Annotated in this window: 20 protein-coding genes; 12 read left to right on the top strand and 8 right to left on the bottom strand. The window is 54.9% G+C overall.

Annotated features, from left to right (window positions below):
• Window positions 1-74 precede the first annotated feature (74 nt).
• The 4 genes from leuS to FEE96_RS10015 are packed head-to-tail and all read left to right on the top strand — an operon-like array spanning window position 75 to window position 4,826.
• Window positions 75-2,624, top strand: coding sequence for a leucine--tRNA ligase (leuS, locus tag FEE96_RS10030; protein WP_138162895.1), 2,550 nt, complete (start codon window positions 75-77; stop codon window positions 2,622-2,624).
• Entirely contained in the window at window positions 2,611-3,144 is a 534-nt protein-coding gene (gene lptE / locus FEE96_RS10025) for an LPS assembly lipoprotein LptE (protein WP_138162894.1), read from the top strand. Before leuS ends, lptE begins: the two co-directional genes overlap by 14 nt.
• Window positions 3,141-4,169, top strand: coding sequence for a DNA polymerase III subunit delta (holA, locus tag FEE96_RS10020; protein WP_138162893.1), 1,029 nt, complete (start codon window positions 3,141-3,143; stop codon window positions 4,167-4,169). The genes lptE and holA overlap by 4 nt, the downstream gene beginning before the upstream one ends.
• A 60-nt stretch (window positions 4,170-4,229) precedes the next feature.
• Window positions 4,230-4,826: a glutathione S-transferase family protein gene (locus tag FEE96_RS10015; protein WP_138162892.1), complete on the top strand. Its 597-nt coding sequence runs from the start codon at window positions 4,230-4,232 to the stop codon at window positions 4,824-4,826.
• Window positions 4,827-4,900: 74 nt separating this feature from the next.
• Here FEE96_RS10015 and FEE96_RS10010 read toward each other — a convergent pair whose 3' ends face one another.
• From FEE96_RS10010 to FEE96_RS10000, 3 genes are all read right to left on the bottom strand, one after another.
• On the bottom strand, window positions 4,901-6,091 hold the full coding sequence (locus FEE96_RS10010) for a TIGR03862 family flavoprotein (RefSeq protein ID WP_138162891.1): 1,191 nt from the start codon (window positions 6,089-6,091) through the stop codon (window positions 4,901-4,903).
• An 87-nt stretch (window positions 6,092-6,178) separates the two neighbouring features.
• Window positions 6,179-6,796: an enoyl-CoA hydratase/isomerase family protein gene (locus tag FEE96_RS10005; RefSeq protein ID WP_138162890.1), complete on the bottom strand. Its 618-nt coding sequence runs from the start codon at window positions 6,794-6,796 to the stop codon at window positions 6,179-6,181.
• Window positions 6,793-7,542, bottom strand: a complete 750-nt coding sequence (locus FEE96_RS10000; RefSeq protein ID WP_138162889.1) for an SDR family oxidoreductase — start codon at window positions 7,540-7,542, stop codon at window positions 6,793-6,795. The genes FEE96_RS10005 and FEE96_RS10000 overlap by 4 nt, the downstream gene beginning before the upstream one ends.
• Before the next feature lie 61 nt (window positions 7,543-7,603).
• Between FEE96_RS10000 and FEE96_RS09995 the strand changes: the two genes are divergently transcribed.
• From FEE96_RS09995 to lpxK, 6 genes are all read left to right on the top strand, one after another.
• Entirely contained in the window at window positions 7,604-9,199 is a 1,596-nt protein-coding gene (locus FEE96_RS09995) for a DUF2125 domain-containing protein (protein WP_342770966.1), read from the top strand.
• 135 nt (window positions 9,200-9,334) lie between these two features.
• Window positions 9,335-10,879 carry a DUF2125 domain-containing protein gene (locus FEE96_RS09990; RefSeq protein WP_138162888.1) on the top strand — a complete coding sequence of 515 codons (1,545 nt, stop codon included), beginning with the start codon at window positions 9,335-9,337 and terminating at the stop codon, window positions 10,877-10,879.
• A gap of 118 nt (window positions 10,880-10,997) precedes the next feature.
• Complete coding sequence (locus FEE96_RS09985) at window positions 10,998-12,344, top strand: TldD/PmbA family protein (RefSeq protein ID WP_138162887.1); 1,347 nt, start codon at window positions 10,998-11,000, stop codon at window positions 12,342-12,344.
• Window positions 12,331-13,134: an inositol monophosphatase family protein gene (locus tag FEE96_RS09980; RefSeq protein WP_138162886.1), complete on the top strand. Its 804-nt coding sequence runs from the start codon at window positions 12,331-12,333 to the stop codon at window positions 13,132-13,134. The genes FEE96_RS09985 and FEE96_RS09980 overlap by 14 nt, the downstream gene beginning before the upstream one ends.
• Before the next feature lie 185 nt (window positions 13,135-13,319).
• Window positions 13,320-14,555 (top strand): 3-deoxy-D-manno-octulosonic acid transferase, encoded by a 1,236-nt coding sequence (locus FEE96_RS09975; protein ID WP_246079387.1) that lies wholly within the window; start codon window positions 13,320-13,322, stop codon window positions 14,553-14,555.
• Window positions 14,542-15,552: a tetraacyldisaccharide 4'-kinase gene (lpxK, locus tag FEE96_RS09970; RefSeq protein WP_138162885.1), complete on the top strand. Its 1,011-nt coding sequence runs from the start codon at window positions 14,542-14,544 to the stop codon at window positions 15,550-15,552. The genes FEE96_RS09975 and lpxK overlap by 14 nt, the downstream gene beginning before the upstream one ends.
• Window positions 15,553-15,624: 72 nt before the next feature.
• On the opposite strand, the gene FEE96_RS09965 is transcribed toward lpxK, so the two are convergent.
• Entirely contained in the window at window positions 15,625-16,299 is a 675-nt protein-coding gene (locus tag FEE96_RS09965) for a DsbA family protein (protein ID WP_138162884.1), read from the bottom strand.
• Window positions 16,299-16,823 carry a DUF721 domain-containing protein gene (locus FEE96_RS09960; protein WP_138162883.1) on the bottom strand — a complete coding sequence of 175 codons (525 nt, stop codon included), beginning with the start codon at window positions 16,821-16,823 and terminating at the stop codon, window positions 16,299-16,301. Before FEE96_RS09960 ends, FEE96_RS09965 begins: the two co-directional genes overlap by 1 nt.
• An 84-nt stretch (window positions 16,824-16,907) precedes the next feature.
• On the opposite strand from FEE96_RS09960, the gene mutY reads away from it, so the two are divergent.
• Window positions 16,908-18,026, top strand: a complete 1,119-nt coding sequence (mutY, locus tag FEE96_RS09955) for an A/G-specific adenine glycosylase (protein ID WP_138162882.1) — start codon at window positions 16,908-16,910, stop codon at window positions 18,024-18,026.
• A complete protein-coding gene (locus FEE96_RS09950) occupies window positions 18,023-19,156 on the top strand; it encodes an alkane 1-monooxygenase (protein ID WP_138162881.1) in 1,134 nt (377 codons plus the stop codon). The genes mutY and FEE96_RS09950 overlap by 4 nt, the downstream gene beginning before the upstream one ends.
• A 662-nt stretch (window positions 19,157-19,818) precedes the next feature.
• Here the strand turns inward: FEE96_RS09950 and FEE96_RS09945 are convergent.
• The 3 genes from FEE96_RS09945 to FEE96_RS09935 all read right to left on the bottom strand — a co-directional run bounded on the left by FEE96_RS09945 (window position 19,819) and on the right by FEE96_RS09935 (window position 23,203).
• Window positions 19,819-21,204, bottom strand: a complete 1,386-nt coding sequence (locus FEE96_RS09945) for an adenylate/guanylate cyclase domain-containing protein (protein ID WP_138162880.1) — start codon at window positions 21,202-21,204, stop codon at window positions 19,819-19,821.
• A gap of 170 nt (window positions 21,205-21,374) precedes the next feature.
• Window positions 21,375-22,478 (bottom strand): site-specific DNA-methyltransferase, encoded by a 1,104-nt coding sequence (locus tag FEE96_RS09940; protein WP_138162879.1) that lies wholly within the window; start codon window positions 22,476-22,478, stop codon window positions 21,375-21,377.
• Window positions 22,479-22,585: 107 nt separating this feature from the next.
• A complete protein-coding gene (locus FEE96_RS09935) occupies window positions 22,586-23,203 on the bottom strand; it encodes a ribonuclease HII (RefSeq protein WP_138162878.1) in 618 nt (205 codons plus the stop codon).
• Window positions 23,204-23,240 lie beyond the last annotated feature (37 nt).

Genomic DNA, 23,240 nt, shown 5'->3' with positions numbered 1-23,240 from the left:
GGAATATGACCAGAAATCTCAGTATTACAGCGCCGGGTCTTGCACCCGGCGTTTTTATTCAAAGGACCGCACTGATGTCGCGTTACGAAGCCTCCGAAATCGAAGCAAAATGGCAAGCGGCCTGGGAAAAGGCCGGAATCTTTCAGGCCATGCGCACGGCTGATAAGCCGAAGTACTATGTGCTGGAGATGTTCCCCTACCCGTCTGGCCGCATTCACATGGGCCATGTGCGCAACTACACAATGGGCGATGTGGTGGCGCGATACAAAATGGCGACCGGCCATAACGTGCTGCATCCGATGGGTTGGGATGCTTTTGGATTGCCTGCGGAAAACGCTGCCATCGCAATTGGCGGCCATCCGAAAGAGTGGACTTATAACAACATTGCCGACATGCGTGGCCAGATGAAGCCACTGGGCCTTTCAATTGACTGGTCCCGCGAATTTGCCACCTGCGACCCGGAATATTACGGCCAGCAGCAGGCCTTATTCCTTGATTTCCTTGAAAAAGGTCTGGTCTACCGCAAAAACGCCGTAGTGAACTGGGATCCGGTTGATTTGACCGTTCTAGCCAACGAACAGGTCGAGGCTGGCCGCGGCTGGCGTTCGGGCGCACTGGTAGAGCGGCGCGAGCTGACCCAGTGGTTCTTTAAGATCTCAGATTTTTCAGACGAGTTGCTAACTGCGCTGGACGGTTTGGACAACTGGCCTGCCAAGGTGCGATTGATGCAGGAAAACTGGATCGGCAAATCTCGCGGTTTGCAGTTCTCATTCGAGCGCACAGACGGCGGCGAGCCGATCGAGGTTTATACGACCCGCCCAGACACACTGAACGGAGCGTCCTTTGTAGGCATCTCCCCAGACCACACAATTGCCAAGCAGCTAGAGGCTGACAGGCCAGAAATGGCTGATTTCCTAGCTGAGTGCCGCAAAGGCGGCACCACTGAGGAAGCCATCGAGACTGCACCTAAGCTAGGGTATGATACCGGCATCAAGGTCAAGCACCCATTGACCGGTGCCGAGCTGCCAGTTTGGATCGCCAACTTTATCCTGATGGAATATGGCACCGGCGCGATCTTTGCCTGCCCAGCCCATGATCAACGCGACCTTGATTTCTGTCGCAAATACGACTTGCCAGTAATCGACACCTTCTTTGCCCTCGACAACGACACACCGGTCGGAACCGAAGCTTTTGTGCCTGCCAAATCTGAAAAGGTACGCTGGGTTGATCACTTTGCCGGACTGACCGAGGCCACAGGCGAGGATGCGGTTAATACCACCGTCGATTTTGCCGAAAAGGCTGGCTGGGGCACAGGCGTTACCAAATACCGGCTACGTGACTGGGGCCTGTCCCGGCAGCGGTTCTGGGGCTGCCCGATTCCCGTGGTCCATTGCGAGGCCTGCGGCGTCGTTCCAGAAAAGAAAGATAATCTGCCGATTGAGCTGCCCGATGATGTCACCTTTGACAAGCCCGGCAACCCGCTGAACTGGCACCCAACCTGGCGTGACTGCGCCTGCCCGTCCTGTGGTGAACCTGCCAAGCGCGAAACCGACACCATGGATACCTTTGTTGATTCGTCCTGGTATTTCGCGCGTTTCACCGCCCCTAATGCTGAAACGCCGACCGATTTGGCCGAAGCCGAGTACTGGATGAACGTCGATCAGTACATTGGCGGGATTGAGCACGCGATTCTGCACCTATTGTATTCACGATTCTTTGCCCGCGCGATGCAGATCACAGGCCACCTGCCCGAAAGCGCCAAGGAACCGTTTGATGCTTTGTTTACACAAGGTATGGTGACCCACGCGATTTATCAGACAGAAGGCGACAATGGTCGGCCCAAGTACCACTATCCCGAAAACATTGACCTGCGCGAAGGCAAAGCCTTCCTGAAGGATACTGGCACCGAAGCTCAGGTGATTCCTTCAGCCAAGATGTCGAAGTCCAAGAACAACGTCGTCGACCCACTGTCGATCATCTCATCTTACGGCGCAGATACTGCTCGTTGGTTCATGTTGTCCGATTCTCCTCCGGAGCGTGATGTGGAATGGACTGCCTCGGGCGCCGAAGCCTCGTTCAAACACCTGAACCGGGTCTGGAATCTGTGCGACAAAATCGGCGAAATGGATCCTGCAGCTAAGGGTGATGGCGACGAAGCCTTGTTGCGGGCAACGCACAAAGCAGTCGACGATGTAACCAACGGCATCGATAGTTTTGGCTTCAACGCCGCTATTGCCAAGCTTTATGGCTTCACTAACTTGTTGGCCAAATCCAAGGCCGGCGCTGCAGCGCAAAAGCAAGCGATCATGACGCTAGCCCAGCTGATGTCACCTATGACACCGCACCTTTCTGAAGATATCTGGGCCCATCAGGGCGGCGAAGGTTTGATCACCGTCGCACCATGGCCTGTGGCCGATCCGGCAATGTTGATTGACGACACCGTCACGATGCCAATCCAGATCAATGGCAAGCGGCGCGCAGAAATCAGCGTACCCAAGGACATGGACAAGGCTGAGGTTGAAAAAGTCGCTCTAGCAACAGAAGCTGTACAAAAGGCGTTGAATGGCGCCGCCCCAAAGAAGGTGATTGTGGTGCCCGGACGTATCGTAAATGTCGTTGCTTGATCGCAGAGCTCTGCTAACGCTGCTGGCGCCTCTGGCGCTGGCGGCCTGCGGTTTCACCCCGGTTCACGCCCCCGGTGGAACCGGCGATGCGCTATACGGCCAGATCACGGTCCAGGCGCCAGAAGACATCCCCTCAACCAGCGAGGTTGATTCCTACTTGCTGGTGCAGAACCTGGAACAACGACTGGGCCGTGCAGATGTTGGCGCCTATCAGCTGGATCTGACCCTGCGCACCCGTGACGAAGGTCAAGCAATTACCGAAGACAGCCAGACCACGCGCTATTCAATTGTTGGACGGGCCAGCTATACCCTGACCCGCCTATCCGATGGTAAAGTTGTTGCCAGCGGTGACGAAGAAGCCTTTACCGGCTATTCTGCCACAGGTTCGACGGTCGAAACCTTAGCTGGGGAAAGAGATGCGCATCAGCGTCTGATGGTGATCTTAGCGGATCAGATCAACACCCGCATTCTCTCCACCGCCGATCTTTCAGCAGCCGTGGCTGCGCCCCCACCCGCATGAAACTAAGCCCGCGTGACGCCGAGGGCTACTTTGCCCGACCTGACCCGGATAAAACCGGGGTACTGATCTACGGTGGCGATGCGATGCGAGTTGCATTGAAGCGGCAGCAGGTGCTGGCGGCCTTACTTGGCCCCAGTGCTGAAGAAGAAATGCGGCTGACCCGGATGGCAGGAGGGAGTTTACGCAAAGATCCCGCGCAATTGTTGGACGCCGTGAAGGCAGTAGGTTTCTTTCCCGGCATCCGCGCGGTGTTCGTCGAAGAAGCCAACGATCAGGCTGCCCCCGCCATTCTGGCCGCGCTGGACGAATGGCAGCCCGGCGATGCACAAATCATTGTTACTGGCGGCCAGCTAAAAGCGACGTCAAAACTGCGCAAAGGGTTTGAGGGTCACCGCAACGCCTACGCAGTTGGTATCTATGATGACCCGCCCTCCCGTGCCGAAATCGAGCGCATTCTGGGCGCAGCCTCTATTCGTGACGTCCCCGGCGACAGCATGTCGGCGCTGACCGATATTGCCAATGACATCGGCCCCGGTGATTTCTCACGGATGATAGAAAAACTATCCCTCTATAAACATGGAGATACCAGCCCGCTGTCGCTGGACGACATCGATGCCGTCGCGCCGCAATCCACCGAAGCTGCATTGGATGATGTGCTGAATGTCGTCGCCGAAGGCCATAGTGGTGAAATCGGTCCTCTGATTCGCCGCCTACAATCGCAAGGCACCAATGCGGTAACGCTGTGCATCGGCGCCACACGGCATTTCCGCACGCTATATACCTGTGCTTCACATCCGGGTGGAGCTGCGCAGGGTATCGGCCGACTGCGCCCGCCCCTGTATGGAAAACGCCGCGACCGGGTGTTGCGCCAGGCCCAAAACTGGGGCGTAGACCGGTTGGAAACTGCACTGACTCTCTTAACCGACACTGACTTGCAACTAAGATCAGCCGGACAAACAGCCCCGGCACTGGCGTTGATGGAGCGGGCCTTGATTCGGCTGGCTATGCTGGGCCGCGTACGTTGATCCCTCTTGACCTTGGCGCGTCACCTCGCATTGTGGCGCTCTACATATCAGGGGATCAGAATGTACAAACTCTACGGAACAGTCAGAAGCCGCGCCTTTCGCGTTCTTTGGATGCTGGAAGAACTTGGTGAGCCTTATGAGCTAATCGAGGCTGGGCCACACCACCCCGAGGTTCTGGCGCTGAATACTTCCGGCAAGATCCCAGTTCTGGTAGACGGTGACGCAGTGATCACTGACTCCTCGGCCATGCTCACCTATCTGGCTGACAAACATGGCAAGCTGACCTCTCCGGCTGGCACCGTTGATCGTGCGCATCAGGATGCCTTGACCCACACATTGCTGGACGAATTCGACTCGATCCTGTGGACCGCAGCCCGCCACAACATGAAGTATCTGCCAAAAGAGCATCAGATGCCTGAAATCGCGGCAAGTTCAAAATGGGAATTTGAGCGCAATCTTGGCCGTCTGGCAGACCGTTTTTCCGGGCCATTCCTGCAGGGTGACAGCTTTACCATTGCCGATATTGTGGCCACCCATTGCCTGAATTGGGCGCTGGTTGCCGACTTTCCGGTCAGCGACAAAACCCTGCGCAGCTATGCCAAAGAAATGCGCGAGCGTGAGGGTTTCAAGCGAGCCTTTGCTCACCTGAAGGATTAACTTAGCTTAATCTGAACCAGTCTGGGCGCGCACCAGACTGGCTAACTTTTGAGGTGTTGGGTTCAGGTCAGGGTCTATGGCTCGCTCAGATATTGGGCCGCAGCGCGTCCGGCCCAACGCCCGGTGGCCAAACATCCCGTCAACAGATAACCGCCGGTTGGGGCTTCCCAGTCCAACATTTCTCCTGCGCAGAATACTCCGGGGATCTTTTTCAACATTAACCCGTCGTCCAGAGCCGTCTGCGCGACTCCCCCAGCTGTTGAAATCGCTTCGTCGATAGGGCGCAGTCCGGAATGTTTCACGGTCAGTGCTTTGATCAGCTGGGCCAGTTCTTGTGGAGCTTGCGGTAATGGGCGGCCGAATTCCTGCAACAGCGCGATGCGGGCTGGATCAAGTTTCAACATTTTGCGCAAATGGTTGGCTAAGCTTGCCTTACCACGCGGTCGCGCCAACCGCTGCGCGACCTCGTCCTCTTCCAAATCGGGCAGCAGATCCAGCACCAGTGGCGCTCCCTCCCGCACGCCAGCACTGATGGAATAGATACCGCCGCCTTCGAGACCACGTTGCGAAATCACCGCTTCTCCCCGCGAGACGAGTACGCCAGCTTGCAGTGAAACCCCTTTGATCGGTGCGCCGAACCTGGCTGCCATATGATCTGACCAGTTGACCAGAAGTCCCGCATTTGCGGGCTGAAACGGTGCCAATTCAACACCCTTGCCCGACAAAAGCGATGTCCAAGCTCCATCCGAACCCAACCGTGACCAGCTTGCCCCCCCCAGGGCCAACACAGTGACACTGGCATCGACATTCTGTGACCCACCTGGGGTCTCAAACTTTAAGGCTCCACCATCCCAGCCTGACCAACGCCAACGCGTGCGGCGTTGCACACCTTTCTGATCCAGCTCGAGCAACCACGCACGCAACAGAGGCGAAGACTTCATCACTTTGGGAAATACACGCCCTGTACTGCCGGTGAATATCTCAATTCCCAGGCTGCGCGCCCAAGTCTGCACAGCTGCACCGTCAAACTCGCGCAACATTGGCGTCAGCCACTCTGCAGCCGCACCGAAATTGTGAATCAACTCGTCAAATTCTTCATCTTTGGTAAGGTTCAAGCCAGATTTACCAGCCATCAGCAGCTTACGCGCAACCGACGGCTTAGCCTCACACAGCAACACCGAATGGCCTGCCTGCGCCAACTCATCGGCAGCCATCAGCCCTGCCGGCCCGGTCCCGATCACCACTGCATCAAATTGCTCTGCCATCACCGTCTCCTTGCCAAAGCGTAGCCCGGCGCATTTTTCGTTAGAAGTGAGCCAAGAGGCACACCTATGCCCACCCGGACGAGTAACTTAGGCATCACTGCACATCGACAGAATTTTCTCGGCAATTTCAGGCTTCGCCGCTAAACTGTCTGCCAGCAAATCGCGTGCAGTTTGCATCAACATTGCAGGCTCTACGATTTTATCGATCAGCCCATATTCATAAGCCGTTTGCGCAGTGATCTTCTGGCCAGCCACCAATACCATTTTGGTGCGGGATGGTCCGATTAGCGCCGCCATCCGTTTAACGTCCGAGGGTTGCGGCAAGTAACCGAGCTTCATCACCGGATAGAACACCTTGGCACCGGGCACCGAAATGCGCAGATCGCAAGCCAATGCCATACCGTTAGCCCCTCCTGCTAGGGTCCCGTTCAGCGCAGCTACCGTCAGGCAAGGAAGTGCTAAAATAGCAGCAGAAAGCTGTTCCCATAGGGGGGACAGGGCCAATCCAGCTGCAGCTTCGTCCAGATCGGCACCAGCACTAAACACCCTGCCTGTGCCTGTCAAAATCATCCCGCGTGCCTCGGTGGCGCGGTGAGCAATTTCCAACAACTGCTCGAGCATCACCGTCGTCAGCGCATTGACCTTGTCCGGGCGGTTGATCGTTACAATCCACAGCCCGGATTTTTCGACCGTTAGATCAATCACTCTAAACCAACCCGTTTACGGATCTCATCATCTCGCAAAGAGATTTCGCTGCCAACGAATTCGTCTGCGTCCGGCGTACACATCCATAACAACACCCTGGCCGGCCATTCTACAGGGGCGTGATCTTCCCAGTTCAGCTCGCTCACCCGGTTAATGCCACTCGCCTTGATTTCGCGCTGCATTTCGGTGGCAACCGTGCCGGGAGACAGGCCGATGGCACGGATGCCATTGCCGCGCTCTTCCAGGTCCAGCGCCCTGTTCAACATCGCCGCTCCAGCCTTGGAGGTACAATAGGCACTCCAGCCTTCAAGCGGGTTATGAGCCGCACCTGAGCTCACCGTCAGAACCGTGCCGCCACCAGCAGCCTTCATCAGCGGAACAGCTGCGCGCATGCCGTTGAACACACCTTTGATGTTGATGTCCGAGACCAAACCCCATTCGTCCGGGTCAGCTTCAACCAGTGGAGCCATTGGTTTCAGGACCCCGGCATTGTTGATCAGCACATCTAACGAGCCAAAATGTTCGACAGTCTGCTGCACCGCCGCCTCGACCGCTGCGTAGTCGGCAGCATCACAGGCCAGTGCCAGCGCGTTCCCGCCGATCTCTTCCGCAAGCGTATTCAGACTGTCCGCGCTCCTTGCCAGCAAGGCCACATTGGCACCTGCCGCAGCAAAGATCCGTGCGGTTTCTGCACCGATTCCCCGGCTAGCCCCGGTAATGAGAACCGTCTTGCCCTTGAATTCCATAAATTTTATCTCCAAATCACATCTTCATTTCGTGGTAATATGTATAGGGGGGAACAGTCCAATGTCTGGCCCCTTGACGCAGGATACTCAACTGCCGACCATAGTCCCACCGATTAAAAAGAAAGGTTCTCTTATGTCAGTTTTCCTCGCACGTGGTTACGGTGCAGCGTTTGTTTTGGTCATTTCCGCTCAGGGAGCATTTGCCGATGTAAATGCCCAAGAGGTCTGGGACGATTGGAAAACCTATCTTTCGGGCACAGGTTATGATGTCGGAGGTTCAGAATCTCTGTCGGGGGGGACCCTCACCGTCACTGATGTGACAATGGCCATGCCAATCCCTGATAAAGACGCAACGGTTGGGATGTCCCTGCCCGAAATTCAGTTTGTCGAAAATGGCGATGGCACAGTCAATGTGCTCTTCCCAAAAGAGTTCCCACTCACCATTAGTTTCAAAGGTGGCGGAGATGAAGGATCAGGTGAACTGATCTATACACATGACGGTAGCCCGATGCTGGTGTCCGGCGATGCACAGAACATGAGCTATGACTACGCATCGCCGCTGGTTGAGATCGCGCTGGGTAAAGTGATGGCCGACGGCGAAGCCATGCCCGAAGGGATGGTCAAAGCAACGATTTCCCTGACCGATGTGGTCACCAAAACCAATATGAAAATCGGCGATATCCGCAGCTACGACCAAAATATGACGGCCGCGTCGTTGAACTATGATTTTGGCGCTAAAGAGCCCGGCGGAAGTGATGGCGGATCTGCCAAAGGCAGCCTTCAGGGGGTTAGTTTTGGGGGAACAAGTTCAATTCCAATGGGATTGGATTTTGCTGACATCACTGCGATGCTGGCCTCTGGTTTCGCCTTTGACGGGGCCTTTTCCTATACCGGCGGCAGCGCCTCTATGTCCGGCGTTGATGGTGGCGATACCTTCGGTCTTGAGACCTCGTCAGATGGTGGGAAACTGGCCGTTGCAATGGGTAACGGGCAGCTGTCATATGACCTGTCCCAACTCGCAACTGCAATCAACGTGACCAGCAGCGACCTGCCCTTCCCGGTTTCGCTGAGCCTAGCGGAATATGGTGCAAAACTCGCAATGCCAATCGCCAAGTCCGATAGTGAGCAGGACTTTGCACTGGGCCTGACCCTGCGTGATTTTGCCGTACCTGACATGTTGTGGGGCATGGTGGATCCAACCGGCGTTCTGTCGCATGAACCTGCCACCGTTGAACTGGACCTGTCCGGCAAGGGTAAACTGCTGTTTGATCTGTTCGATCCCGCAGCAATGGAAGCCGTCGATCGTGGCAACCAAGAACCTGGCGAGTTGAACGCGCTGAGCGTCAACAACCTGCTGGTCTCGGCTGCTGGCGCCAAACTGTCTGGCACCGGTGATTTTACCTTTAACAACGATGATCTGGCTAGCTTTGACGGGATGCCTGCCCCAACTGGCAGCGCCAACCTGACACTTGTTGGTGCCAATGTGCTGATGGACAAGCTGATTTCAATGGGCCTTATGTCCGACAGCGACGCCATGGGCGCACGGATGATGATGGGGATGCTGGCCGTACCAGGTGACGGCGAAGATACCCTGAAATCCAAGCTGGAAATCACCGATGATGGCCAAATTCTGGCCAATGGTCAGCGCATCAAATAAGCGCTTTTCAATCGACAACATTGGGCCGCTTCCCCTTGGGTAGCGGCCTTTTTTGCGCCTTATGGTTGAAACTGTACGGCAGAGCAGCTTAATTGCCCCCAACACATTCAAACCAAGTGAATTGAAAGGTTTTTCATGACGTTCAAGACTTCTACGGCCCTGCTGTCTGTTAGCTTTGCAGCCCTGATCGCCGCACCTGCTCTAGCTGATATTACGGCTGACGACCTTTGGAACAGCTATCAAGCGATCGCCGAAACTGTTGGTGGTGAGCTGACTGCGACAACCACCCGGGACGGCAATAAGGTCACGTTTAGCGACGCTAAACTAAACTTCTCGCTGGATTTCCCTGAAGGGTCCGCTTCCGTTGCCCTGTTTTATCCGACCTTGTCATATACCGACAACGCAGATGGCACTGTCGCGATGGATATGGACGGCGATCACCTCTACAAAGTTGTGATCACCGGGTTAAACCCAGACACCGACACGATGTCCGCTGAGTTTGTCTTGAACTATAGCGATGCGGAGCTAATCGCATCTGGTAGCCCAGACGAAATCACGTTCACTTATGCAATGGACGCGTACAGGTTTGGGCTGCAGAATTTAACTGCCAACAATATTCCTGAGCTAGAAGACTTTGCGTTTTCCTTCACTGGTGAGGGATCGGGCCTCAATGGATCCAGCCGGATCACCTTGGGTGATCTGGTGACCATCACCGATCGAGCCAAAGTGTCGAGCCTAAACTATAATGCACAAATGAAAGATCAATCGGGCATCGAGACCGTCACCTCAGCTACATATACTGACATGGCAAGCGATGTGTCGGTCGCTCTGCCAACTGGTGGGATGTCCATCACAAATCTGGCGGCCGCGCTGAAGCAGGGTCTCTCTCTGGATTATTCCGGTACGTACGGTGCAAGCAGTACGCAGACGAGCGCTCAGTTGGATGGTGAAGAAGTCATGTCGCAGTCGATGACGGGCGGAGCGTCAACTGGTCGTGTCTCAGCAAATAAAGACGCCATCCAAATGACCGGAAAAGTCGCTGATGTTTCCATAGACGTGGCAGCCGGAGCCGGATTCCCATTTGATTTGTCTGCTAAGCTGGCTCAACTCGGCATGGATATCAAAATGCCGGTGACGGCTTCTGAGGCCCCGCAGGACTACACAGTGGCCTTGAGCCTTGGTGACCTGACTGTAAACGAGGAGCTCTGGTCGCTGTTCGACCCGGCCGCTGTTCTGCCTCGTGAACCAGCAACTATTGACGTCGATCTGACCGGCCAAACAACTGTGTTCCAGGACTTCATGAACTTCGCCAAAATGATGGAACTATCCGACAACGATGTGCCCCTTGAGCTAAACGCCCTCACCATCAAAAACTTCCTGATCTCAGCCGCTGGCGCAAGCCTGTCTGCCACCGGCGACTTTGCCTTCAACAACGATGACTTGACCAGCTTTGACGGCATCCCTGCTCCCTCGGGCAGCGCAGAGGTTCAAATCTCTGGTGCCAATGGGTTGATCGACAAGCTGATCGAAATGGGCCTGATTGCAGAATCTGACGCCATGGGTGCACGGATGATGATGGGAATACTGACGGTTCCGGGCGAAGGAGAAGACAGCCTGAAGTCCAATCTGGAGATCACAGAGGATGGTCAAATTCTAGCCAACGGTCAGCGCATTAAGTAACTGCACCGTCAAAATATCACAGGAGGGGCTGCCATATGCGGCCCCTTTTTCTATTGCTGCCCTTGCGGTAGCCCTGTGCACTGGTAGGGTCAGCGCAATTCATCTCAGGAGGTCCCCCATGACCCAGTCCCCGCAAGATCTCTGCCACGCCTTGATGGATGCCGCCAGAAAGGCTGGCGCTGACGGCGTTGATACAATGGCAGCCAAAGGACAATCGGTATCGATCGAAGTCCGCGAAGGCGCGCTGGAACATGCCGAGCGTTCAGAAGGTATTGATCTGGGATTGCGGGTATTTGTTGGCAGGCAACAGGCGCTGGTCTCTTCATCGGACGCGCGCCCAGAGACCTTGCTGGCCATGGCAGAACGTGCTGTCGCAATGGCAAAAGAAGCTCCTGAAGATCCCTATTCGGGACTAGCGGATCCCTCACAATTGATCGAAGACTGGGATTTGGCTGCGTTTGAATTAGAAGATCCTGCAGTGGAACCTGCTCCTGAGGCGTTGAAAGACGACGCCCTTGCGGCCGAAGCAGCATGCCAGGCCATCGAGGGCATCACACAGGTGCAATCAGCTGGTGCGTCTTATGGCTCACACTCTGTTCATCTGGCCGCGTCGAACGGGTTTTCGGGTGGGTATCGCCGCACCAGCCGCTCGTTGTCCTGTGTTGGCATTGCGGGTACCGGCACCGGAATGGAGCGGGATTATGATGGCGACTCGCGTACTTATCAAAGTGACCTGCGCGCGGCGGCTGACATCGGCCGCATCGCCGGGGAACGCGCAGTTGAGCGTCTGGACGCCCGCAAACCGGTGACCGGAACCTATCCGGTCCTGTTTGACGAACGGATCTCTTCGTCTCTGATTGGTCACCTTCTTGGCGCAGTCAATGGGGCCTCGATCGCCCGTGGGTCTTCCTGGCTCAAAGATAGTCTGGGCGAGCAAGTATTGCCCGCACATCTGTCGGTGATCGAAGATCCGTTCCGACCACGCATCACTGGCTCGCGCCCATTTGATGGTGAGGGTCTGCCCACTCAGCGGCGCGCAATTGTTCAGGATGGGGTGCTAACCGGCTGGACCCTTGATCTGGCATCCGCCCGCAAACTGGGGCTGGACAGCAGCGGCAATGCTGCGCGTGGCATTGGATCGGTGCCTTCGCCATCGAACTGGAATATTGAACTGACACCTGGGGATCAATCCCGCGAGGATCTGATCCGGGGCATGGGCACAGGCCTGTTGGTGACGTCGATGATCGGATCAACGATCAACCCCAATACCGGCGACTACTCGCGCGGTGCATCAGGTTTTTGGGTGGAAAACGGCGAAATCGCCTACCCAGTGAATGAATGTACAATCGCAGGTAATCTGCGTGACATGCTGATGCGCATCATCCCAGCCAATGACGCCCGCAGCTACCTGTCACGTGTGGTACCGTCACTTCTGATCGAGGGTATGACCCTTGCCGGCAACTGATCTTTCACTGTTAGTTGACGCCGCTCAACGGGCCGGTCAGATCGCAACACAGTTCACCGGACCCGAGGCTAAGCGCTGGGACAAACCCGACGGAGCTGGACCGGTGACCGAAGCGGATTTGGCAGTGAATACCATGCTCGAAGATATGTTGCCCAGCGCGCGCGCCAACTATGGATGGCTTTCAGAGGAAAGCGAAGATAGCGACGCCCGTCTCTCTTGCGACAGCGTGTTCATCATCGACCCGATTGATGGCACCCGCAGCTTTGCCGAAGGTGGACAAACCTGGGCACATTCTCTTGCGGTAGCTGACAAAGGGGAGGTCACGGCTGCTGTAATCTACTTACCTCAACGTGAACTGCTATATTGCGCTGCTAAGGGCATGGGGGCCACGTGTAACGGCGCGCCAATCCACGTCGCGGATTTAGCCGATCTTGATCAAGCTAGTGTGTTGGCGGCCCGCCCCAATCTGGATGGCCGCCATTGGCGCAGCGGCGCAGCGCCGACGTTCAAACGAAGCCTACGCCCATCGCTGGCTTATCGCATGGCACAGGTGGCTGATGGTCACTTTGACGCGATGCTGACCCTGCGGCCCAGTTGGGAATGGGACATTGCGGCAGGCGACTTGATCCTGCGTGAAGCCGGCGGAATATGTTCGAATCGAACAGGGGAACCGCTGAAATTTAACAATCCAAAGCCGCTTCTGAATGGTGTCGTGGCGGCAAATAATGCACTGCATGAAGCAATGATTTCGGCACTTGATCCGACCGGCTCCGGTATTTCGGCTCGTTAGAATGAAATCAACTCGCCGCGAAGTCTGTCGCTTGACCTGCTTAGTCAAAGGCGTAGGTTGCCGCTGATCCGGAAATTGAACGACACTGGAGACACTGCGAAGATGTCCGATTCCATAACCCACTCCTCCCGTTTTCACGGTACTTCGCACGAAGCGATCTCTCCTCGGGAGTTGGGCTGATCCTCATGAGCCGCGCCCAACGCCCCACTGTGGCCACACGGGTCATGTCTTGGCACAAATCCTTTACCACTGGTGGCGTAGCCCTTCCCCAACGCGCACCCGGAGAGTTGATTTGGGCCCATGCCACCAGTGATGAAAGATACCTTGCGCTTTGTGATCTTGGGCAGCGTCTAAAAATGATGCGCCCTGATTTGTCAGTCCTAATCACCAGAGAGCCTGAGCTTTGCACCCTATCGGTACCTGAAGGCTCTCATCTAATCGTTGGGGAATTACCTACCGAACAGGTCGCCGAGATCCGCAGCTTTCTTAATCACTGGCAACCAGACCTTTGTCTGTGGGCAGGTGGAGAACTGCGCCCGGGGCTGATACGAAACTGTTGTGACCGTGGTATCAATGCACTTTTAATCGACATTGAAGCCCACGAGCTCCCCGCTCGTAGAAGCCGCTGGTTACCAGACAAGAGCCGAAAGTTATTAGATAATTTCTCAGCTATTCTCACCCCATCAACCGCCGCACTTACCAAGTTACGTCGTGCGGGCATTGCTGCAGAAAAGATTATAACAACCACGCGCCTTCGTATTTCTGCCACCCCACCAGGATATCACGAGGACGAATTGAGCCGTGTACAAGATAATTTAGGAAGCCGTCAGGTCTGGCTGTCAGCACATACTCGCATCGATGAAATTCCCACCATCCTTGGCGCCCATCGCAACGCATTGCGGCTGCTGCATCGGCTAATGTTAGTTCTGTCGGTCGAGCGTTTTTCGGATTTGGACACGGCGCGCGATGAACTGAGAGAATTTGGGCTGCGTTACACGGATTGGGACGCGGGTGAAGAAGTAGACGACAATACGCAGGTTCTGTTGACCTGTGACGAAGATCTGGGACTGTGGTACCGGGTTGCCCCACTCAGCCTGTTGGCAGGAACCTTGAACGCCCAGGCCAGCGGGCATAACCCACTGGACGCCGCCGCACTGGGGTCAGCCATTTTGCATGGGCCGGGTGTTGGTGGTCACATGCCTCTATATCAGCGTCTAGCCGAAGCCGGGGCTGCGCATATGATACACAACTCAGACGAGTTAGCAGTACAGGTCATCCAGCTTTCCGCCCCAGACAAAGCTGCAGAAATGGCTCTGGCCGGATGGCAAATTGTAACCGAAAGTGCTGAATTGACCGATCAGCTATTGGACAGAGTTCAGGACATTCTAGATCTGCGCGAGTCACAAAATGCGGCCTCCTGAATTCTGGAACAAACCCCCTCAGGCCTTTGACCTGCGCGCAGTTCTGCTTTCCCCTTTAGGTTGGCTGTATGGCCGCGCAACGGCTCGTCGGATTGCGTCTGGGTCACCGGTTGATCCTGGCGTCCCCGTGATATGCGTCGGCAATCTGAACGCTGGTGGCACCGGAAAAACACCGACAGTGATCTGGCTTCTCGAAGCTTTACGGAACATGGGCCACCTGCCGCATGTGGTTAGCAGGGGTTATGGGGGATCACTCAAGGACGTGACGGAAGTTGATCCCAGACGACACCGAGCTGCAGATACCGGAGACGAACCACTATTGTTAGCCGCCTTTGCCAACGTCTGGGTTGCCCGAGACCGGGCGGCGGGCTGTCGCGCGGCTGCAGAGGCTGGCGCGACAGTTATTGTTCTGGACGATGGGTTTCAAAATCCAGCCGTAACCAAAGACCTGTCTTTGATTGTGGCCGACGCCCAACGCGGCTTTGGCAATGGGCGCTGCCTGCCCGCCGGACCGCTGCGTGAAACCGTGGCCACTGGCCTCAAACGCGCGGATATAGTGTTGTCACTTGGTTCGGATGCAACCCAGGCCAGCTTTAGTGCCCAATGGGGAATGCAGTTATATGGGCTACCTCATTTCACTGGTGCCTTGCAGCCCCTGGAAACCGGGATGCCCTGGAAAGGGACCCGAGTTATGGCTTTTGCCGGTATCGGGTATCCTCAAAAATTCTTCGACACTCTACGGGCACTAGGCGCTGACATTCTTAGAAGTGAAGCACTAGAGGATCACCAGTCGCTAACCCCTGCCTTAATGACCCGCTTAGAGGCCGAAGCCAAACTATTGGGCGCACAGTTGGTCACCACCGAAAAAGACGCCGTGCGATTGCCTGCAAGCTTTCGCTCGAAGGTGATCACCCTGCCCGTTCGGTTACAAATTAATCGGGATGCGGCTCTGCGCGAAATGTTAGAAACCGCTACACCACCGCCATCTAGTGGCTAAGCCAAAGTGCCAGCTTATTAAATTCGGTTTGCGTTTGTCATGCGCCCGCCGCAATCAGCGGGCGCATGGACTTTAACCTTCCAGTTCAGCGTCGATCAACGCCTTGAAGGAATCATAGGCTTGGTTTGAAATTGCTGTTCCGTTCAAGATGAACGACGGTGTGGATTCAATGCCATCTTTTTCAGCATTTTCCTGATACCAGCTCACCAGCGTCTGCGCCTTGGCACCATCTTGCAGACAGGCCTCTAGCTGTTCGTTTTCAATGCCGGCCAAGCGACCAATCTTGCGCAACTCATCGACAATCTCAGACGCACCACCGGCACGTGTCCAATCAGACTGCCCCTTGTAGATCAAATCAGAAATGCCAAAGAATTTCTCGGGACCGGCACAGCGTGCAATCATCGACGCCCACAGCCCGTAGCGATCAAAATAGACCTCGCGATAGATGAATTTGACTTTACCGGTATCGATATAGTCCGCTTTGAGCTGCTTATACGGGCCAGCATGAAAATTGGCACAATGAGGGCAAGTGTAAGACGCATATTCGATCAGAGTAACGGGGGCATCTTCGGCTCCCATCACCATTTCGGTAATGGTTGAGGTGTCAACCTCAGCCGCCTCTTGTGCGGTGGCCGCACCGACAAACGGATTGGCAGGTAAGCTGCCAGTCGCACTCGGCCCTATCAGGGCATAGCCTCCCGCAACAACTGCAACCGCAGCAACAACACCAAACATTACACGGGCCATTAAGTCCCCTTTCCATGAGTTTTTTGTTTGCTCAACACATTCCGTCCAAGCCGTTCTAGAGCTTGGCGCAAATCGTCATTATCAACCCCAGTCGCTACCTTGGCAGCCTCAGCCACATCTTGCGAATCGGGTTTGGGTTTATCTTGCACCTTGGGTGCATACTGAAACTGCGCCTGACCATCCGCAAAGCCGGTGGGCGCTGTTTGGGTAATCCGCACTTTGGAAATGGCGTTATAACCATAGACTGAGTTCACTTTTTCACGCAGCCGCTCTTTTTGCATCTCCAGCATGGGGGCCTGAGCCCCAGTGGTCAGCACCGTCAGGGTGGCGCCAAAACCGCCGCGCCCATAGCCGACATTTACCGGGCGGGCGATGGAGGCTATGTCCTCGCCGGCAATATCTGCCCAATGGGTCAACAGACGCGACACCGCAAAACCGCGGCTTTCGCCAGCTTTGCGGATCTGCTCGTTGAGCAGCGATGCGGTGCGTTTGAAACCGCGCGTTGAAGACCGTCTAAATGCCATGACCATGGTTTTGCGTGACTGTTGGGCCTATTGTAAAGACCGCAGAAGCGGGAACCAGTGAAACCGCACCACAAGGGGTAAAGAATGCGTGACCTAAAGGATGATCCATTGGAGCTGAGTGATCAGATTCTCACTTGGTACGACAACCATGCCCGTGCCCTACCCTGGCGGATCAGTCCGAAAGATCGTGCCCTGGGAATACAGCCCGACCCTTACCGAATCTGGCTGTCTGAGGTCATGTTGCAGCAAACCACTGTGGCTGCGGTAAAAGACTACTTTCACCGTTTCACTCAACGCTGGCCAACCGTGCAAAAGTTAGCCGCAGCAGAAGATGGCGACGTGATGGGGGAATGGGCCGGGTTGGGCTACTATGCTCGCGCCCGAAACCTGTTGAAATGCGCTCGTGTGGTTACAGATGAATACGCCGGTGTATTTCCAACGACCCATGATAGCTTGCTGAAGCTGCCGGGCATCGGCCCCTACACCGCCGCCGCGATATCCTCGATCGCCTATGACCTACCGGAGACTGTTCTGGATGGGAACGTCGAACGTGTCATGGCCCGGCTGTACAACATTGATGCACCGTTGCCGGGGTCCAAACCTCAGTTAAAGATACTGGCCGCGGCATTGACCCCGAACCGCCGCCCCGGCGATTATGCGCAGGCGGTAATGGATCTGGGCGCAACCATTTGCTCTCCGAAATCTCCGGCTTGTGGTATTTGCCCGTGGCGCGACCCATGTCTGGCCCGCACTGCAGGCACCGCGCAGTCGCTGCCCCAAAAGACCCCGAAAAAACCAAAACCCACCCGGCGGGGTCATGTCTATCTGGCCCGAGCAAGTAACGGCGACTGGCTGTTAGAGAGGCGTCCGGACAAGGGACTATTGGGCGGTATGCTTGGCTGGCCCGGATCTGAGTGGTCCGAAGACCCCGCGCCGAACCCTCCGTTTGCATCGGACTGGCGGGACCTTGGGGGTGAAGTGCGCCACACATTCACCCATTTCCACCTGATATTGCAGGTCCTGGTAACGGAACTACCGACACAATACCCTCCAACCGAAAGGCATCTTCGCGTTGCCGCCGATGACTTTCGTCCCTCGGATCTGCCCACAGTCATGCGCAAGGCCTTTGATCTGTGGCATAGCTCATCAATCCAGCGTAGGATCTCCCGATCCCACACTGACACACCCGGAGTTGCCCGATGACTACCTCGAACACCCTTGCCCGCTGGCAAAGCGCGCTGCCGTTCTGGATGTCATTTGCGCTGCTCCCCCTCGTCTGGATCGGAGCGGTTTATGGCGGTTGGACCGTGTTTTTGGCCCCACTGGTGACCTGGTATCTGTTCGCCGTTCTGGATGGCGTTTTTGGCCTAAACCTAGACAATGCCGATCCACTAACTGATGAAGATGACCTGATTTGGTACACCGCCCTGACTTCAGCTTGGGTGCCTTTGCAATTTGTGACCCTCTACGGGTTGATCTGGTACGTCACCCGCGCCAGCCATTTGACAGGATTGGAAAAATTCGGTGCGTTTTTTGGAATGGGCGTCCTCACCGGCACTGTCGGCATTAACTACAGCCACGAGTTGATGCACCAAAAAAACAGGGTCGAGCGCTGGTTGGCGGACATTCTGCTGTCGATGGTGCTCTACTCACATTTCCGCTCTGAGCACCTGCTGGTGCATCATCGGTTTGTCGGCACACCTCGTGATCCGGTAACTGCGCGTTATAATGAAGGCTTTCACCTGTTTTACCCAAGGGTACTAAAGCAAAGCTGGCACTCATCTTTTCGTGCCGAGCAGGAAATGTTGGCCCGAAAAGACCTACCATGGAGCGATCTGTCTAACCCATTTTTTCGCTATTGGGGGCTTCAGGCCGTGATGCTCCTACTGGCGATGTTGTTAGGCGGTTGGGGCGGGCTAGTCCTGTTTCTGGTGCAAGCCGGAGTGGCCATCTGGCAATTAGAGCTGGTGAATTATGTCGAACATTATGGATTGACCCGTAAATATCTGGGTGACGGCAAGTACGAACATGTGCAACCGCGCCATTCATGGAACGCGTCTCAAAAGGCGTCGAACTGGTTGCTCATCAACCTGCAACGGCATTCAGATCACCATTACAAACCTAACCGCCGCTTTCCCTTGTTGCAGCACCATGCCGAAGGAGACGCACCTCAACTGCCTTATGGATATCCTGTAATGACTGTGGCAGCGATGATCCCACCGTTGTGGCGCCGTGTCATGAACCCACGAGTGCGCGGTTGGCGCCAAAAATACTATCCTGAAATCACAAATTGGGCCTCTTACAACAAGTCAAGCAACCCGATGCCAAAATAGATCCCGAACACATCAATCTAAATCCTATTTGCTTGTACACAGCCCACACTTCCGGCACTCGCAGTCATTTTAAATTTGCAGCCTCTGCTGCTCACCAAGCGCTGGGCCTGAGCCCTTGGCTTTGCAATCCTAGGCCGTATTTGACAACAGCTTACTAAAAGCGATCCTGCCATGTCGCACACACAGAATGGGGCATGTTGAGGGATTCTTTGAATCTCGGGGGAAATAAAGCCCGCCATCCCGGTTCCCGTAAGGAGGATACAGAAACCGGGTTGGCGGTGGCCATATTCTGGACAACCTTTCTTGACGGTACCAAACGTCAAAGCGGTAATCCGGCCTTTCTTTGCCTGTGTCTTCTACTGCCACCCAATCGAAGTCCATCCAAACTTAGGTAACATTTTTACCCACTTCCGCTTAGAAAGTGGTCTTTATTCACCGGGCCAAAACAGGCGCTTAACGTGACCCTGAACACCAATTGACTTGCTTGCGCCCTTCACTGGTTAACAACACAATTCTTACAACCTAGCGTTTCAATTTGGTTACCATAAGCGTCCTCAAGGTGCGATTTACGCACAAACCCTTAGTTCAATTGACTATTAAAATTACAGAAAAATCAAAGCCGCCTTAAAGGCGAAAAGATTACATCCAAAAGGAGGCCAATTTCAACTTAGCGTCCAGAGCGTCATGGTCTGATCCAACCCTCTGACCTCTTGATCGGAGTGCTTCACCAAATCATCAAACAGGCTAACCTCAACCTCTTCAGCCTCGACCTGAAAGCGGAGCTGCTCGCTGATCACTATATTCGCATTTAGCGCACGGGTCATCTCTTCCAGCCTTGCAGCCACATTCACAGCAGTACCAATCACCGCGTATTCCAACCGGTTGGCACCGATGTCGCCCAGAACCGTTTCACCGTAATGAATACCGATACCTACATGAATTTCTTTGTCCCCCTTTCGGCGGCGCTCCAGGTTCCACTGTTCCAGAACCTCCATCATATCTCTGGCACAGGCCAATGCATTGGTAGCATCCTGCGGACCTGCCATTGGTGTTCCAAACGTAGCCATCAGGCCATCACCAAGATATTTGTCCAAAGTGCCATGATGACGGAACACCTCTCGCTCCATCCGTCCATGAAACCCGCGCAACAGTTCAATTACCTCTAAGGCATCGAGTTTAGCCGCCATACGGGTAAACCCAACGATATCGATAAATAGAACCGCCACATCCTGCTTCCGCACCTGCTTCAACGGGTCGTCATTCTGCGAAAGCTGGTCCACTACATTGGGCGAGAAATACCGGGAAAGATTTGCTCGTTCGCGCGATAGGCTGGCGTTGTTCATCAGCAGCGCGTTGAACCGGCGTACAGAAAACCCAAGAGTCACCGCAACGATAACAAAAACAACCACTTCCTGTATCCTGAGGTGGAACATAAAGCTGGTTGGATCCATAAATCTCGCAAGCAAATCGTTGTCACCAAAGAGCTCGACTGCCGCCTGTTGCAAAGCCGTATCAACTGACGAAAACCACCAGGCAATTATCAAAGCGGTGGTCCACATCCCGGCGCTCCAAAAGCCGATAGCAATCACCGTGCGCCAAGAATAAGCCAGTGTCCCAGCCGCCAAAATCACATAAAAATAAATGAAATTGTCGAACCGATACTGCATCGCGATCGGAAAATCTTGCGGAGCAAACGGATTAGGCACCACCATCGTGACCGTCATAAGCAGCAGATCCAGAAAGATCAGGAACAACTCAGCCTTTGATCGGCCCACCTTCCCCATGCGGCCCATCATCCAGCCATTGGCGCACAGCAGCACCAATATTCCATGATAATATACTACGTCCCAGGCTGGATTAATGAAAACCAACATGATGCCAATAATCGGCATCGCAATCCATCTTGCTCGGACGGCCCACTCCAACCCTCGCTGCTTGTGCGCCTCCAGTGCAGCCTCGGCATAGGCGTTGTCGGCAACTGTGTCAGCGAGATCAACATGTCGCTCAGGTCGTTCAATTGCCTGCGTTGCAAAGGTAGTATCGGTCATATCTATTCCTCTGGGACGACGCCAAGATAAGTATCCATAGATCAAATTGAACCCCAAGATCCAACAATTAGAATCAAAAGACCCCGCCTGATAGGCGGGGTAAGGTGTGGTGCCACGCGACAAGTCGCGAGCACCGGCGGTGTTCCAGTATTTTTTGGTATTTTGTGAGGCTAGGCCTGCATCTCGGCGCGGATCTGTTGGCGCAGCACGTCAATCGGCACTGTCTTACCGTCGCGCTTAAAGCACCAATAGGTCCAGCCGTTGCACGACGGTGCATTTTCCAGCTTGGCGCCAACCTGATGGATTGAGCCTTTGACATCGTCGCCAACCAGTGTGCCATCAGCGCGCACTTTGGCCTTATGACGACCATTCATGCTCAGCAGCTGTTCGCCTGGGCGCAGCATGCCACGTTCGACCAGCTGGCCAAAAGGCACCCGCGGTTCAGCACGTTTAGAGGTGGAAACCTGTAGTGCGTCGCGGTCGAACTTTCGCACTGATGCGATGCGTTTTTCGGCTACTTCGCGGTACTCTTGCTCGCGTTCAATGCCAATAAATTCGCGGCCCAGCATCTTGGCGACTGCACCTGTTGTGCCTGTGCCAAAGAATGGATCTAGCACAACATCGCCAGGATTGGTTGAACCAACCATGATGCGGTGCAGCAGGCTTTCGGGTTTTTGCGTTGGATGAGCTTTCTCGCCAGCTTCGTTCTTCAGACGCTCGTGGCCAGTACAAATCGGTAGAACCCAATCACTGCGCATCTGAATACCTTCGTTCAGTGCCTTCAGCGCTTCGTAGTTGAAGGTGTATTTGCCGCCCTCGGCCTTAGAGGCCCAGATCATTGTTTCATGTGCGTTGGTAAAACGCTTACCGCGGAAATTGGGCATTGGGTTAGACTTGCGCCAAACCACATCGTTCAGGATCCAATAGCCTTGATCCTGCAGGGCAGAGCCGACGCGGAAAATGTTGTGATACGAGCCAATGACCCAGATCGCACCATTGGGTTTCAACAAGCGGCGGGCGGCTTTCAGCCAGGCCTTGGTGAATTTGTCATAGGCGGCAAAGCTGGAAAACTGGTCCCAATGGTCGTCAACAGCGTCGACCTGGCTGTTGTCAGGACGGTGCAGCTGACCCTTCAGCTGCAGGTTATATGGTGGGTCTGCAAAAATCAGATCGACTGACTCTGCAGGTAGACTGTTCATCACATCGATGCAGTCACCACCAAGAATCGTGTTTAAAGGGAGCGCGGATGCGCTCTTAACCATTGTTTTGTTCATGTCTCTGCCTCGATACCACGGCGCATTTTTGCGCTCATTAGGTTGTCCACAGGATGAGTCATCCGGGATTCGAGGTCAATTTCTTTTTTAAAACAAATACCTGCGGTTCAATCTTGATACAACATCTTGTGTATCGGCTTGAACGAACGCCTATGATGTTGTGTCACCCCCAGATCGACCAAGGCTTCTCTGTGTTGTTTTGAGGGGTAACCGGCGTTCTTTTCCCACCCATATCCCGGATACTGTTGCGCCAAATCCACCATCAACCGATCCCGGCACTGCTTTGCCACGATTGATGCGGCTGCAATTGATACCGATTTTCCGTCGCCCTTGATCACCGCTTCACATGGAATTGTCAGTCCTCTGGGGATCAGATTGCCATCGATCAGCAGGTAATCAGGCGCAGGGTCTAGCATCGCCACCGCACGTTCCATCGCCAAATGTGACGCACGCAGGATGTTGATCTCGTCGATCTCCTCCACTGAGGCGTGAGCAATCGCCACTTCAGCAGCATCAAATATCTCCTGTTCTACCGCGTCTCGTTTTTTTGCACTCAGCTTCTTAGAATCGTTCAAGCCTGTGGGGATGTTGTCTGGATCGAGGATCACCGCCGCAGCAGTGACTGGCCCCGCAAGCGGCCCGCGCCCCACCTCGTCAACTCCGGCAATTCGCACATGCCCGCGCTGAAGCGCGGCACTTTCAAAACTATAATCTGGCTGTTCCATACTCCCGTCAGACCCAATTTCCTGCATCCTTTCAAGA

The sequence above is a fragment of the Parasedimentitalea maritima genome (assembly GCF_005771405.1).
Taxonomy (GTDB): Bacteria; Pseudomonadota; Alphaproteobacteria; order Rhodobacterales; family Rhodobacteraceae; genus Parasedimentitalea; species Parasedimentitalea maritima.
Note: the sequence above shows the minus strand (reverse complement) of the source record. Positions and strands in the feature narration are given on the sequence as shown.